Genomic DNA, 14,213 nt, shown 5'->3' with positions numbered 1-14,213 from the left:
GTTTTTTAGTATTGCGAAAAATGCGCTCAGGGGCAGGCTATTTCTTATCGCCCAGCAACGCCCTGAGGTCGTCTTTAAGTGTAGTCATTTTGGATGCGTATTTTTCTTTACGCTCGGCATCTTCAATTAACTGAACAATTGTTTCTGATAATGTGCTGTTGCGGCGCCGTGCCAGAGATGCCAAACGTTGCCATACCGCAAACTCCAGGTCGATAGACTTTTTGCGGGTATGCTGATGCTCCGCATTAAAGTGCCGCTTGCGGCGTGCGCGAATAGTCTGTTTCATCCTGTTGGCAAGAGCCGGGTTCATATGCTGGTCAATCCAGCTAAGAACACGCACAGGATTACTTTCCAGTTCCAGCAACGTTGAAACGGCTTCCTGCGCCATGCTGGCTTCAATATGGCGAGTAATGGCCTCACCTTCGCGGTGTTTTTTTACCAGATATTTCCATTTCCAGCCGCTTTCGAGATTTTCGAGTTGTTGATATTTCATTATGATCTCGGCGTAACCGTTTAACCCGTTACAGAATATCAGCTTTTCTGCCTGTTCGCGCACCTGAAATGATAAGTTGTTTGCCTGCAAGGAAAGCAAGTCTTGTTTCAGGTGTGCCACGAAGTGGCTTATTGTATAATCGCTGTTTTGGCAACTAACTTATAAATATCACATTGACCATTAATCGACTGACATCACAAGCACTTACCCTGGATGCAACGCCCTATGACTCGCTGTTTGCACAACCAGGCGATAACGATGCTGTTTCCCAGGCGTTACAGAGCATACAGCCACGCCTTACTGATACACTGACACACTTCCTGCACCCTTCTGTGCCGTCACGGTTTATGGTGATCAAAGCCCCCGGCACACAGCCTTACCTTGATACGCTCCATGAACTGGTTTCTCAACAGTTTACTGGCAGCGATTCACTGTATGGTGGCCATTATCGTTTCTCCACTACAGATGTCACATTTGGCAAACCAGAAACCGAAGATGCGCTGTTCTGCACCCGTCCAAATGTGCTCAGCACAGCCTGGGCGGAAACTGAACAGCTGTGTGGCTGTATTCGCCAGTTCAATGGTGAGCTTTCCGCACAACCCGGGCTTCTCCACCGGGCCAATGGTGGCGTGCTTATACTCAGCCTGCGTTTACTGCTTGAACAACCCTTAATGTGGTTACGGGTGAAGCAGTGGGTCACACGCCAGGTGTTCACCTGGTTTGCGCCGGATGAAACAAAACCGCTGCCAGTAACGATGCCCGCAATTCCTTTGGATATTCGCCTGATTCTGGTTGGAGACCGCGATGAACTGGCAGAGTTAGAAGCTCTCACGCCAGAAATGACGGAAATAGCGGTTTACAGCGAATACGAAGATGAAATTCTGATTAATGACGAACAGGACGTTATTCGTTGGCGAAACTGGATTGATAACCGGGCACAGAACAAAGGTCTTCCCAGACCAGCAAGTGATGCCTGGCCACGGTTGCTGGAGCTCGCAACTCGCTATACTGAAGACCAGTGCTCTCTGCCCGTTAACCCTTTGTGGTTTGAGCGCCTTTTCACATCCATTGCTACCATCACAGGCACTGAGACTTTCAGTGGCGAAGCTTTCCAACAGTTACTGGAACAGCAGGCCTGGCGTGAAGGGTATCTCGCAGAGCGTATTCTGGATGACATTCTCGACGACCAGGTACGTGTGGACACCCAGGGTGAACAAGTCGGGCAAATTAACGCGCTGTCAGTAATTGAATTTCCTGGTCACCCCCGCCCTGTTGGTGAACCGTCTCGCATTAGTTGTGTGGTGCATGCTGGTGATGGCGAACTGACAGATATTGAGCGTAAAGCGGAACTTGGTGGGAATATTCATGCCAAAGGCATGATGATTATGCAGGCCTTCCTGATGGCTGAGCTGGATCTGGACCAACAGTTGCCCTTCTCTGCATCGTTAACCTTTGAGCAGTCTTATAGCGAGGTTGATGGCGACAGTGCGTCAATGGCTGAACTCTGCGCCTTTATTAGCGCACTGGCTGATGTGCCTGTTTACCAGAACATTGCCATTACTGGTTCTGTTGACCAATTTGGCTGTGCACAGCCAGTTGGTGGGCTTAACGAGAAAATTGAAAGCTTCTTTACTCTCTGTGCAGCCCGCGGTCTTACTGGTAACCAGGGGGTCATTATTCCTCTGGCAAATGTGCGTCATCTCAGCCTGTGTGAACCGTTACGCAGCGCTGTGGAACAAGAGCAGTTTTATATCTGGGCTATCGATGATGTGTTCGATGCTCTACCTTTATTAACAGGTTTACCCTGGAGTGATGAAATCCAGGGGCGTAACAATCTTATGCAGTTAGTACAGGAACGCATCGCTCAGGCAAGCCAACAGGATGCCAGGCATCGCCTGCCATGGCCATTACGCTGGTTAAACTGGTTTAACCACAACTGATCGGACTTGTTGAGCGTACACGTGTTCGCTAACCTGCGTGCTTCACTAAAATAAGGCTTATTGTAGACATGGTTGATAAACGCGAATCTTATTCAAAAGAAGATCTACTTGCTTCTGGTCGTGGCGAATTATTTGGCGCCGAAGGTCCACAACTGCCAGCACCTAACATGCTGATGATGGACCGGGTTGTCAAAATGACTGAAACCGGTGGCAATTTCGACAAAGGATATGTTGAAGCCGAACTCGATATTAATCCTGACTTATGGTTCTTTGGCTGCCACTTTATCGGTGACCCCGTAATGCCTGGCTGCCTTGGGCTGGATGCAATGTGGCAGTTAGTTGGCTTTTATCTGGGCTGGCTCGGCGGTGAAGGTAAAGGCCGTGCGTTGGGTGTTGGCGAAGTTAAATTCACCGGACAGGTGCTGCCCACCGCGAAGAAAGTTACCTACCGTATTCACTTTAAACGTGTGGTAAACCGCCGCCTGATTATGGGCCTTGCAGATGGTGAGGTTCTGGTTGATGGCCGCGTTATTTATACTGCCACAGACCTCAAAGTAGGTTTGTTTAAAGACACATCTGCATTCTGATTTCAGCCATATCCTGGCTAAAACGCGAAACCTCCGCATGCGGAGGTTTCTTTTTTTGCTCTAAAGAGACAGGGTCAAGCGAATGACACCTTGTCCTCAATGGCTTTTCGCCAGCCTCCCAGCCAATGAGACCTCTGATTTAACGTCTGATAAGGACACATCTCTTTTGAGTGGCCAGTAATACCAGCCTGATAGCCTCTCTGGTGAGCCCTTTCCAGGCGATCTCGTTTTTGTCTCTTCATGCCTCGTTTCCCTCATTCATTTGTTGTCTGGTGGAAAAGAAAACAGTGATTACAATCTGTGCAATCACTAATAACGAATACGCTCATTTCAGGGCAGCGTCAATGCGCAAAATTCACGCCAATGTCATATTCATGAGGCATAATTGACATAATCTTTCACCTCAAATTAGCCTTCGGGCAGATAAGTCTCTGATGCAAAAAAAAGCACCTGCCGACAAAAATGCCAGACAGGTGCTGAATAAAAGAAATGTAAATTAGTGTTGTGACTGCAACTGCGCCGCGATACTGCGCGCTTCCTGTTGCCAGGCGGCAGCCAATGCTTTGACCATGGCGTCATAGCCGTCGCCGTGTTGCGGCAAAGTGACAGAGAATGGGCGGCGCGTGTACTGCCCCTGGTGGTTAAGCAACCACTCACCACTCACCACAACCTGCCCGTCATAGCGCCCCTGAAAGCCACTGATGACCACACTCAGGCTGTCCTGGTCATTACCCAGAGGTTGTGACGATACTACCCAACCGGGTAAAGCCGTAGAAAGGTTTGCCACCAGGGTATCACGCAGTTGCTGGTCCAGCGGGCTGGCCCATAAGTTTTGTTTGGCAACCACGTAATTTACATCCGAAGTCTGGTAAACCACACCGCTTCCAGCCAGAAAATCCGGCACGTTAATCTGCGAAACCCACAACAGTTTTTGAGCCGCGCCACTGCTGGCGCTGACTGATGCTACCGGGGTGTGATCCACCGGTAATTGGTACATTTTAGTGGCGGTGGTACTGCTGCATGCCGAAAGCGCCAGTGCCACGACGAACATCATCCATTGCTTCATTATTTAGCCCCCTTCGGCTGCGGATCTTTTTTGCTTTTCGCTTCGAAGATCAACGCATTACTCTTATTATTCAGGGTTTGCAGAACCGGCTGTAACTCACGTAATACCTGGTCGAGACGCTGCATATCGGCAACCATTTTATTATATGCGGCGGAGCCTGGCTGGAAGCCCTGCATACTCCGGTTCAGTTCACGTAACGTTTTTTGCATGTCTGCCGGGAGTCCCTGCATGGATTCACTACCTGTTATCTTATTCAGGTTGTTCAGCGTGGACTGCAGCGATTTCATGGTATTTTGCGTTTCTTTCAGCGTACTGGTTGCCTGGCTTAACATCGGGTTAAGTGGCAGCGCGTTGATTTTATCCAGCGCATCCGTCAGCTTCTGTTGGATCTGCGACAACCCGCCGCTGACCGTTGGAATAACCTGGTACGCACCAACTTCCAGAGGGCCTTTATAAGCACCTTCTTTAGGATAAAAGTCCAGGTCTATATACAATGCCCCGGTTACCAGGTTACCGGTTTTCAGGGATGCCCTGAGCCCACGGGAGAGCAGCATTTTCAGGTGCCCCTGAACTTCAGGTGCTTCACCCAGCTCATTCTCAATACGCTGTGGCTCAATGCGTACCAGTACCGGAATCCGGTAATCTTCATTAATTTTTTGCTGCAGTTGTGGCACCAGGTAAGGCACTTTCTGTACCGTGCCCAGACGAATACCACGGAACTCAACAGGCGCGCCCGGTTGCAGGCCACGAATGGAGTCTTTAAAGAACATCAGGTAATCAACATGCTCGGTATAGAACGAATCCTGAATGCTTTTTTGGTCATCAAACAGTTGAAACTCGCTGTGGTCAGCCACTGGCTCACCAGTTAATTGCCCATCCGGCACATCAAAACTTACCCCACCGCTGAACAGCGTAGACAAGGAGCCCATTTCGACACGCATCCCGGCTGAAGTCAGGTCAACGGCAATACCGCTGTCTTTCCAGAAGCGGACATTAGTGGTAACCAGACGATCATTGGGTGCACTGATGAATAACTGATACTGCATGGTCCGTTTCTGGGCATCAAACGAGCTGGTTTCAACAGAACCGACCCGGTACCCTCTGAATAATACCGGGTCACCCGGGTTAAGCTGCCCTGCCCGGTTGCTGTCAAGGATGACGCGAATCCCTTTGGCATCAGGTGGTGCCAGAGGAGGGGAATCCAGCAAATCATAGCGCTCTGGTGCTTCGCCCTGTTTTCCAGGCTGCAACTCAATATACGCCCCTGACAACAGAGTGCTCAGCCCACTGACCCCCTCACGGCCAATCTGCGGTTTCACCACCCAGAAGACAGAATCTTTGCGCAAGAGTTTTTCCATGCCGGTATTCAGGCGAGCTTTGATTTCCACATGGTGTAAATCATCTGTCAGCACCGCACTTTCCACGACCCCGACATCCACACTGCGGCTTTTAATTGCCGTTTTTCCGCCAACAATGCCTTCTGCATTGGTGGTGATAAGTGTCACCTCCGGCCCCTGGTGGCTATAGTGATAGAATAAGATCCACGCACCAATCAGGGCGGTGACTATCGGGAAGATCCAAACCGGAGACCAGTTTTTCACTTTATGCACCTTCGCTTCCCCACGGTTTGAATCCATGTTACGACAACTCCTCTTGGCTTGATTCTGGCTTGCGGTCCCAGATGAGACGCGGGTCAAATGTCATTGCAGCAAACATTGTAAGTATGACCACCAGCGCGAACATAAGCGCACCCATCGCCGGGTAAATATTCATTAACGAACCCATGCGGACCAGCGCTGACAATACAGCGATTACAAAAACATCAATCATTGACCAACGCCCAACAAACTCGACAACTTCATAAACCAAATGCATTCTTTCGCTGTCACGCTGTATAAAACCTTTGGCATCAAGGCAAAGCCAGCCAATAGCGATCATTTTAAGGGTTGGCACCATAATACTGGCAATAAAGATGACCAGTGCCACTGGGTAAGAACCTTCACTCCACAGCAACACCACCCCTGCGATGATGGTGGAAGGAAGCTTACTTCCCAGCAGGTCGGTAATCATGATGGGCAGTATGTTGGCAGGGAAATACAACATCACCGAGGTAAACAGCAGTGCCATCGTCCACTGGAGGCTGTGGCGGCGGCGGACATGCCCATGGCTGTGGCAACGCGGGCATTTCTCAACACCCTGCGGCAGTATTGCAGTACAGCATGAACATGACCGTAGCCCTTGTTTCATGCCCGTTTTGCCGGGTTGAAATGCCAGGGGAATAGCAGGAGCAGGGGCAATATCATTCCATAACCAGCGGCGATCCACACACTGAACGGCGCGAAGTTGCAGTACACAGAACAGGCACCATGGAATAAAACTCAGGCCAATACCAATATCACCATAAGCCATCAGTTTCACGAAGCTAACCAGAACGCCGGCAAGGAATATTTCCGCCATCCCCCAGCTTTTCAGGTGAAATAATAGCCAGGCGAAACGCCTTTTTGATACCGGGCTGAGCCGGACACGGTTAACCAGCAGCAGAATGGCTACCAACGACAGAGCAGGCACAGCCTGGACCAAAATCATAAACAATGACCCAAGGCTTGCGTAATCTTCAGAAAACATCACACCAGGGATGGATAACAGTGAAATTTCACTGTTCACACCAGCAACACTCATATTCACGAACGGAAATAAGTTTGCCAGTAACAACATAAATAATGCGGCCAGTGCATAAGCAGTTGGCCGCTTCCGGGGTTCATCCCAGCGAGTAGTCAGCGTATTTCCACAACGTGGGCAACAGGCCTTTTCGCCTGTGCCAAGGGCAGGAAGAGCAACCAGCATATCGCAATGGCCGCACAAAATGGCCTGCTGTGTCAGGTGGTTAGTGCACATATCCTGCCTCTTTGTGTTAATCGCCGTTTTTCAAACCTTCCAGGTATTCCCAACGCTCAAAAGCTGTTTCAAGCGCCTGCTCAGCGGCAGAGAGTTGATCCAGAACCCGTTGGGTAACATCATGAGGCTGGTTGAAAAAACCACCATCGCTAACCTGGCTTTGCAGCACACCAATGTCGGCTTCAAGCTGTTCAAGTTGAGCAGGTAATTGTTCCAGTTCACGTTGAAGTTTATAACTTAACTTATTGGCCTGCCGTTTGACTGTTTCTGCTTTTGGCACTTTTTGTTGTTCAACCGGCGCATTATTAACCGTTGTTTTCAACGGTTGTGCAGAAGCCTGCTGCCCTTTGGCATCAAAATAGCCGCCAACATACTGACCAATACGCCCTTCACCTTCAAAGATCCAACACTCTGTTACGGTGTTATCAACAAATTGCCGGTCATGGCTAACCAGTAATACGGTTCCCTGGTAGCTGTCGATCAGTTCTTCAAGCAATTCCAGCGTTTCGACATCCAGGTCGTTCGTGGGTTCATCGAGAATTAATAAGTTACTGGGTTTCAGGAATAGCCTGGCCAGCAACAGGCGGTTACGCTCACCACCAGATAACGCACTCACGGGTGTCATGGCGCGTTTGGGGTGGAACAAAAAGTCCTGAAGATAACCAAGGACATGGCGCGAACGGCCATTGACCATCACTTCCTGTTTACCTTCAGCAAGGTTATCCATGACGGTACGGTCAGGATCGAGCTCGGCACGGTGCTGGTCAAAATAGGCCACTTCCAGCTTAGTTCCCACATGCACACGCCCGGACTGAGCCTGCAACTGCCCCAGCATCAACTTAAGCAGTGTGGTTTTGCCGCAGCCATTCGGGCCAACGAGGGCAATTTTATCGCCGCGCTGTACTTGTGAAGAGAAATTATCCACCAGCACTTTATCTTCAATGGCGTAATGCAGGTTTTCAATTTCAAACACAATTTTGCCGGAACGGCTGGCTTCTTCAACTTGCATTTGGGCACGGCCCATCACTTCCCGGCGTTCACCGCGTTCCCGGCGCATAGCTTTCAGTGCTCTCACCCGCCCTTCATTACGGGTACGACGTGCTTTGATACCCTGGCGGATCCACACTTCTTCCTGAGCCAGTTTGCGGTCAAACTCCGCATTCTGTAACTCTTCAACGCGTAACGCTTCTTCGCGTGCAACCAGGTATTTGTCATAATCGCCCGGGTAAGAAACCAGTTTGCCACGATCCAGGTCGACAATCCGCGTGGACATATTGCGAATGAAAGAACGGTCATGGGAAATAAAGACGATGCTGCCCTGGTAACTTTTCAGGAAAGTTTCCAGCCAGTCGATAGTTTCGATGTCCAGGTGGTTAGTGGGTTCATCAAGCAGCAAAACATGCGGGGCACTAACCAGCGCGCGCCCTAATGCTGCTTTACGTAACCAGCCGCCAGATAACGCAGCCAGTTCCGTATTTGGGTCCAGTTCCAGTTGGCTCAGAACATCATTAATGCGGTTTTCCAGTTGCCACAAACCGTGGTGGTCAAGTTGTTCCTGAACCCGGGCCATGGCATTCAGGTTCTTCTCACTCGGGTCCTGCATAACCAGGCGAGAGATTTCATGGTACTCCTTGAGATATACCGCCTGCTCTTCCACACCCTGGGCAACAAAGTCATATACAGTGCCACCCACATCCCGTGGTGGATCCTGTTGCAGCCTGGCAACCACCAGATCCTGTTCATAAATCAGGCGGCCATCATCAAGCGGGATCTCTTTGTTCAGAATTTTCATCAGCGTTGATTTGCCGGCACCATTGCGCCCGACAAGACAAACACGCTCGTTATTCTCGATATGTAATTCAGCATTATCAAGAAGTGGCGCATCGCTGAAAGACAGCCACGCACCATGCATACTAATTAACGACATTATGATTTCCTGGTTACGCGGCGAATAAGCCAGCAGTTATGGATCTGACGATTGCGGGCAAAGTCCTGTGACTGGGTTTTTGCAGTAATATCCTGTGCTTCCAGGCCCAGAGCAGCCAGCCCTTCGTGGTCCATTCTGAAACCGCGTTTATTATTGGAAAAAACGATGGTGCCGCCATCACGCAGCAACCGGTTGAGATCACGCATTACAGCAATATGATCTCGCTGGACATCAAATGTGTTGTCCATGCGTTTTGAGTTAGAAAATGTGGGCGGATCGATAAAAATCAGATCATAGTGCTCATTCGATTCGGCCAGCCAGCCCAGGCAATCCGCCTGAATAAGGCGATGCGCACGCCCACTCAGGCCATTAAGCCGCAGGTTGCGTTCTGCCCATTCGAGATAGGTGCGCGACATATCAACTGTTGTGGTACTTCTGGCGCCCCCCAAACCGGCATGCACACTCGCACTACCGGTATATGAGAACAGATTGAGGAAATCTTTCCCCTTGCTCATTTGCCCAAGCATACGCCGCGCGAGGCGGTGATCAAGGAATAACCCGGTGTCCAGGTAGTCAGTCAGGTTAACCAGGAAGCGGGCATTATATTCGCGCACTTCTTTGTATTGCCCTTTTTCACTGAGCTTCTGGTACTGGTTTTTCCCTTTCTGGCGTTCACGAGTTTTCAGGATAAGCTGGCCTGGAGCCAGAGAGAGCACATCAATCGTGGCTGCGATAATATCGAACAGGCGCTGGCGCGCTTTCACCGGGTCTACTGTTTTAGGTGGTGCATATTCCTGAATAACAATGTTGTCAGCGTAACGATCTACGGCAACGTTGTATTCCGGTAAGTCGGCATCATACAGACGGTAGCATTCAATACCCTCCTGCTTCGCCCACTTATCCAGTTTTTTGGCATTCTTGCGCAGGCGGTTAGCAAAATCCTGCGCAAACTGGCCAGCCTGCTCTGGTACAGTGGCAGACAATTGGTAGTTTTTTTGTACGCAATCCAGTGGGCCGTTTTTCGCTTTAAACTGGCGCTCGGAACGTAGTTGTAAACAACTGAGTAATTCCGCAGAGGCGCTGAACAAAGAGAGTGCCCACCCCGGGAACTGCTGTTTCACAACGCGGCCCAGTACATGGTGCAGTGCAATTAACTCCGGTTCGCTGTCCAGCCGCTCGCCATAAGGCGGGTTACTGATAATAGTCCCGGTTTCCTGCACATCCTGTGGGCAGGTAAGTTGCGCCACATCCCCTACGGTAAAACGAATAATTTCGCCAAGCCCTGCTCTCCGGGCATTCGTTTTAGCCCGTTCGATAACCCGGCCGTCAATATCACTGCCATAAAAGCGCGAGGTATACTCAGTAAGGCCCCGGCGCGCACGTACCTGTGCTTCAGTACGAACGGCTTTCCAGGCCTCTTCATCGTGCGCGGCCCATCCGGTAAACCCCCAATGCTGGCGGTAAAGCCCGGGCGCACGGTCCGTCGCCATCATGGCGGCTTCTATCAGTAAGGTGCCAGAACCACACATTGGGTCCAGCAAAGGCGTGCCCGGCTTCCAGCCAGAACGCAAGATGATTGCAGCGGCCAGGTTTTCTTTTATTGGCGCAAGGCCAGTGCTGTCACGGTAACCACGCTGGTGCAGGCCATCGCCACTCAAGTCGAGCGAAATACTGGCAACCTCTTTTTCCAACCTCACCTGGATGCGGATATCTGGTTGTTCCCGGTCTACATTTGGGCGCGCCAAATTTTTGCGGGTAAAGCTGTCAACAATGGCATCTTTTACCTTCAACGCACCATACTGGCTGTTGCGAATGACATCGTTCAGGCCGTTAAAATGCACTGCGAAAGTAGCATTTTCCACAAACAGAGATGGCCAGTTGATAGCCATAACCCCAAGGTAGAGGTCCAAATCGCTGTAGACTTTGCATTCGCCCAGAGGCAGCAGAATGCGCGAAGCCAGCCGGCTCCACATCAGGCTTTGATACACCAACTGCGTGTCCGCATCAAAATGGACACCCCCCTGAACAACACGGCAATGCTGTGCGCCAAGGTTTTCCAGTTCGGTCTTTAATAGTTCTTCAAGCCCACGCGCCGTGCTGGCAAACAGAGAGTTCATAGTTTCACTTTGTCTTTCATTAAAATTGTTGCGCATTATAGCTAATCCGGCACACATGTCATAAAGTTGCCCTTTTATTTATTCGTGCAGGGAGACAATGTGGTTACCTTATCTCGTTTGTTTATCCATCCAGTCAAGTCGATGCGGGGGATACAAGTATCCCACAGCCAGGTCGATATTCAGGGACCGGCATTTGACCGCATCTTCATGATTACGAAAACCGACGGTACCTTTGTCACGGCACGCCAGTACCCGGAAATGGTGCTGTTTACACCGGGTCTTCTGAACAATGGCCTGTTTCTTCAGGCACCTGATGGCACCAGTGCCACCGTTCTGTTTGACGATTTTCAGCCCACGCCAGCCCCTACAGAAGTCTGGGGGAATCATTTTACTGCACTGATTGCACCTGATGACGTCAACCGCTGGTTAAGCACGTTTTTCCCTCACCCGGTAGAGCTACGCTGGGTAGGGCCAACACTGACCCGCCGGGTTAAAAAGCGGGATGACGTTCCGCTGGGGTTTGCCGACGGTTACCCTTTCCTGCTGACCAGTGAGAGTTCACTGCGCGACTTACAACAACGTTGCCCCGCCAGTGTCAGTATGAACCAGTTCCGCCCAAACCTGGTGGTTTCCGGTGCTGCAGCCTGGGAAGAAGATACCTGGCAGGTTATTCGTATTGGCAGTGTCGTATTTGATGTCGTGAAACCTTGTAGCCGCTGCATTCTGACCACCGTCAGCCCCGAAAGAGGGCGCAAACACCCTTCTGGTGAACCGCTGAAAACCCTGCAAAGTTTTCGTACTGCTCAGGACAATGGTGATGTTGATTTCGGCCAGAACCTGGTTGCCCGTACCAGTGGCATCATTCGCCAGGGCGATGAAGTACAGATTCTGTCTACCAAACCCGCAAAAGTTTATATCGCTGGCGAAACCGCGGATGAGACTGTTAGCGTGGTTGCACAGGCTGCCGGGGTTAGCATTGACTGGCAAGGCACGACATTCCATGGCGACAACCAGCAAATTTTGCTGGAGCAACTGGAGCAACAGGGAATAAAAGTGCCTTATTCTTGCCGCGCGGGGGTTTGCGGATGCTGCCGGGTGCGTTTAGTGGAAGGGCAAGTCACCCCGTTGAAAAAAAATGCCATCAACGGTGACACAATTCTTGCCTGTAGCTGTGTGCCTTGCGGGGATATAAAAGTGGCTGAGAATCAAACCGCCTGATCAAGGCTTTGTGCATTCTCATCAGTGAATGGCCGTAAGCGGTCATTCATTATTTTAATGGCATCCCCTAACTGCATAGTGCGCCCGGCCAGGGTCAATGCAGGTTGAGCCAACAGGCACAATGCCGCGTTTTCACCCGGTTCGACTACCAGCAGGCGGACACACTGCTGGTCATCGCTAAGCCAGACATTGGCGGGAGAAGCTAATGCAGGCTGCCACTCTTCGCCATGAGCAACAAAATGCCAGCTTTTTGGCATCTGAGGTTTAAGGTAACGGATAGCAACTAATGCATTGAGCACCAGTTCAGCCTGTTGTTCTGCGCTTAAATCAAAGCAGCGGCAGTTTTCTTCAAACGAAAACCAGAGCGCTGCATCATCGACACAAAAACCATTTGTTTCAAAGGCATCAGGCGTCAGCATTTTGCGTGGAAAACGGGAGCGGAAAACCATACCATTCGCCAGGTCGAGCATCATGCGGTCATGGTCTTCATCGTAATACCATTGCCAGGCATCATTGGGTTTTATATTCATTAATCGACCCCGTAATTCACACAATTATTAACACAATTTCTTATACGATTTCTCAGGCAATTTCTTCTGCAGCGTAAGCAAAAAGCCCTCTTCATACTTCAGGCTGCTGGTGTATATCTTTACCAAACTTTGCAGATTAGATGGCTGAACCACTGCACCTGCCGCCCATGTTATTTAAGGGTATCGCCGCAGGTCTTTCGATTAAATATCACCACTTAAAGGAAAGACTATAAAGCACAAATAAGCAACAAAAAAGGAATATAAAACAACCAGAGCTAAAAATAAAGCCCTGGTTGTCTTAATTGGTGGGTATCAAATATGAGTAACGATATCTTTAATCAGATGTGGGCCTTTAAAAATAAACCCGGAATATATTTGAATCAAAGATGCGCCTGCGGCCATTTTCTCGCGGGCAGCAATGACAGAGTCAATCCCGCCGACACCGATAATAGGTATCTGCCCTTTTAGCTCGGCAGACAGACTACGGATTATTTCAGTGCTCTTTAGTTGTAAAGGGCGCCCACTCAACCCGCCGGTTTCATCGCAGTTCGGCATGCCCTGCACTAATTCACGGCTCAGTGTGGTATTGGTTGCAATTACGCCATCAATATTATGACGCAGTAAACTGTCTGCAACCTGGATCAATTCCTCTTCGGAAAGATCAGGCGCGATCTTCACAGCCACAGGAACATATTTATGATGAATATCGGCTAACTGTTGCTGTTTATTTTTTATCGCAGACAACAGATCATCAAGAGCTTCACCATATTGTAATGACCGCAAACCTGGGGTGTTAGGTGATGAGATATTGATCGCAATATACCCGGCATAAGGATAAATCTTATCCATACAGATCAGGTAGTCATCTTTACCATTCTCAACCGGGGTGTCTTTATTTTTGCCAATATTAATCCCGAGGACACCATCGAAATGCGCCTTTTTGACATTTTCGACAAGGTTATCAACGCCCAGGTTATTGAAGCCCATGCGGTTGATTAACCCCTCGGCGGTGACCAGGCGGAAGAGACGTGGTTTGTCGTTGCCCGGTTGTGCTCGCGGTGTAACAGTACCAATTTCAATTGCGCCGAACCCCATTGCGCCCAGAGCGTCAATGCATTCGCCATTCTTATCCAGCCCGGCCGCCAGACCAAGTGGGTTTTTAAATGTCAGCCCCATGCAGGTCACGGGCTTTGCCGGGACAGACTGACGAACCAGCCACTCCAGCGGTGTACCTGTTACCCGGCGTAATTGCTGGAAGGTAAATTCGTGCGCGCGCTCAGGGTCGAGCTGAAAAAGGGCTTTTCGAACGAAGGGGTAGTACATGAACTCTCCTGGATTCCCGGTGTGCAAACCGGGGCAGTATTATTATTCATCTGCACAGGAAAGGGAATTGACTTGCAACAAAAAATAGCCGGACAAGCAAACGTTTTACTCGCCCGG

The 14,213-nt window shown here is 50.1% G+C and carries 12 protein-coding genes; 3 read left to right on the top strand and 9 right to left on the bottom strand.

The annotated features are described in order from the left end of the window. Nucleotides 1–37: 37 nt before the first annotated feature. Entirely contained in the window at nt 38–493 is a 456-nt protein-coding gene (gene matP / locus DT73_RS09960; protein WP_036108733.1) for a macrodomain Ter protein MatP, read from the bottom strand. 173 nt (nt 494–666) lie between these two features. Between matP and DT73_RS09955 the strand changes: the two genes are divergently transcribed. After that, nucleotides 667–2,433: a Lon protease family protein gene (locus DT73_RS09955; RefSeq protein WP_036107842.1), complete on the top strand. Its 1,767-nt coding sequence runs from the start codon at nt 667–669 to the stop codon at nt 2,431–2,433. Between the two features lie 68 nt (nt 2,434–2,501). Next, nucleotides 2,502–3,020: a bifunctional 3-hydroxydecanoyl-ACP dehydratase/trans-2-decenoyl-ACP isomerase gene (gene fabA, locus DT73_RS09950; RefSeq protein ID WP_036107839.1), complete on the top strand. Its 519-nt coding sequence runs from the start codon at nt 2,502–2,504 to the stop codon at nt 3,018–3,020. Between the two features lie 74 nt (nt 3,021–3,094). Here the strand turns inward: fabA and rmf are convergent, their stop codons facing one another. The 6 genes from rmf to rlmKL form a co-directional block, all read right to left on the bottom strand. Next, complete coding sequence (rmf, locus tag DT73_RS25485) at nt 3,095–3,262, bottom strand: ribosome modulation factor (RefSeq protein ID WP_072006934.1); 168 nt, start codon at nt 3,260–3,262, stop codon at nt 3,095–3,097. Nucleotides 3,263–3,516: 254 nt separating this feature from the next. Next, entirely contained in the window at nt 3,517–4,086 is a 570-nt protein-coding gene (gene pqiC / locus DT73_RS09945) for a membrane integrity-associated transporter subunit PqiC (protein ID WP_036107836.1), read from the bottom strand. Then, a complete protein-coding gene (pqiB, locus tag DT73_RS09940) occupies nt 4,086–5,723 on the bottom strand; it encodes an intermembrane transport protein PqiB (protein ID WP_036107833.1) in 1,638 nt (545 codons plus the stop codon). The genes pqiC and pqiB overlap by 1 nt, the downstream gene beginning before the upstream one ends. 1 nt (nt 5,724) lies before the next feature. Next, nucleotides 5,725–6,981 carry a membrane integrity-associated transporter subunit PqiA gene (gene pqiA / locus DT73_RS09935; RefSeq protein WP_036107830.1) on the bottom strand — a complete coding sequence of 419 codons (1,257 nt, stop codon included), beginning with the start codon at nt 6,979–6,981 and terminating at the stop codon, nt 5,725–5,727. A 16-nt stretch (nt 6,982–6,997) separates the two neighbouring features. Further along, nucleotides 6,998–8,908, bottom strand: a complete 1,911-nt coding sequence (locus DT73_RS09930; RefSeq protein WP_036107829.1) for an ABC transporter ATP-binding protein — start codon at nt 8,906–8,908, stop codon at nt 6,998–7,000. Then, nucleotides 8,908–11,025 (bottom strand): bifunctional 23S rRNA (guanine(2069)-N(7))-methyltransferase RlmK/23S rRNA (guanine(2445)-N(2))-methyltransferase RlmL, encoded by a 2,118-nt coding sequence (gene rlmKL, locus DT73_RS09925; protein ID WP_036108731.1) that lies wholly within the window; start codon nt 11,023–11,025, stop codon nt 8,908–8,910. The genes DT73_RS09930 and rlmKL overlap by 1 nt, the downstream gene beginning before the upstream one ends. Nucleotides 11,026–11,124: 99 nt before the next feature. Between rlmKL and DT73_RS09920 the strand changes: the two genes are divergently transcribed. Continuing rightward, nucleotides 11,125–12,243, top strand: coding sequence for a YcbX family protein (locus DT73_RS09920; RefSeq protein WP_036107827.1), 1,119 nt, complete (start codon nt 11,125–11,127; stop codon nt 12,241–12,243). Here the strand turns inward: DT73_RS09920 and DT73_RS09915 are convergent. After that, a complete protein-coding gene (locus DT73_RS09915; RefSeq protein WP_036107825.1) occupies nt 12,231–12,773 on the bottom strand; it encodes a cell division protein ZapC in 543 nt (180 codons plus the stop codon). The genes DT73_RS09920 and DT73_RS09915 overlap by 13 nt on opposite strands. 312 nt (nt 12,774–13,085) lie before the next feature. Then, on the bottom strand, nt 13,086–14,096 hold the full coding sequence (gene pyrD, locus DT73_RS09910) for a quinone-dependent dihydroorotate dehydrogenase (RefSeq protein WP_036107822.1): 1,011 nt from the start codon (nt 14,094–14,096) through the stop codon (nt 13,086–13,088). Nucleotides 14,097–14,213 lie beyond the last annotated feature (117 nt).

The organism is Mangrovibacter sp. MFB070, from assembly GCF_000705335.1.
GTDB classification, from domain to species: Bacteria; Pseudomonadota; Gammaproteobacteria; order Enterobacterales; family Enterobacteriaceae; genus Mangrovibacter; species Mangrovibacter plantisponsor.
The sequence above is the reverse complement of the archived record's forward strand: the minus strand, read 5'-3'. Positions and strand labels throughout refer to the sequence as shown.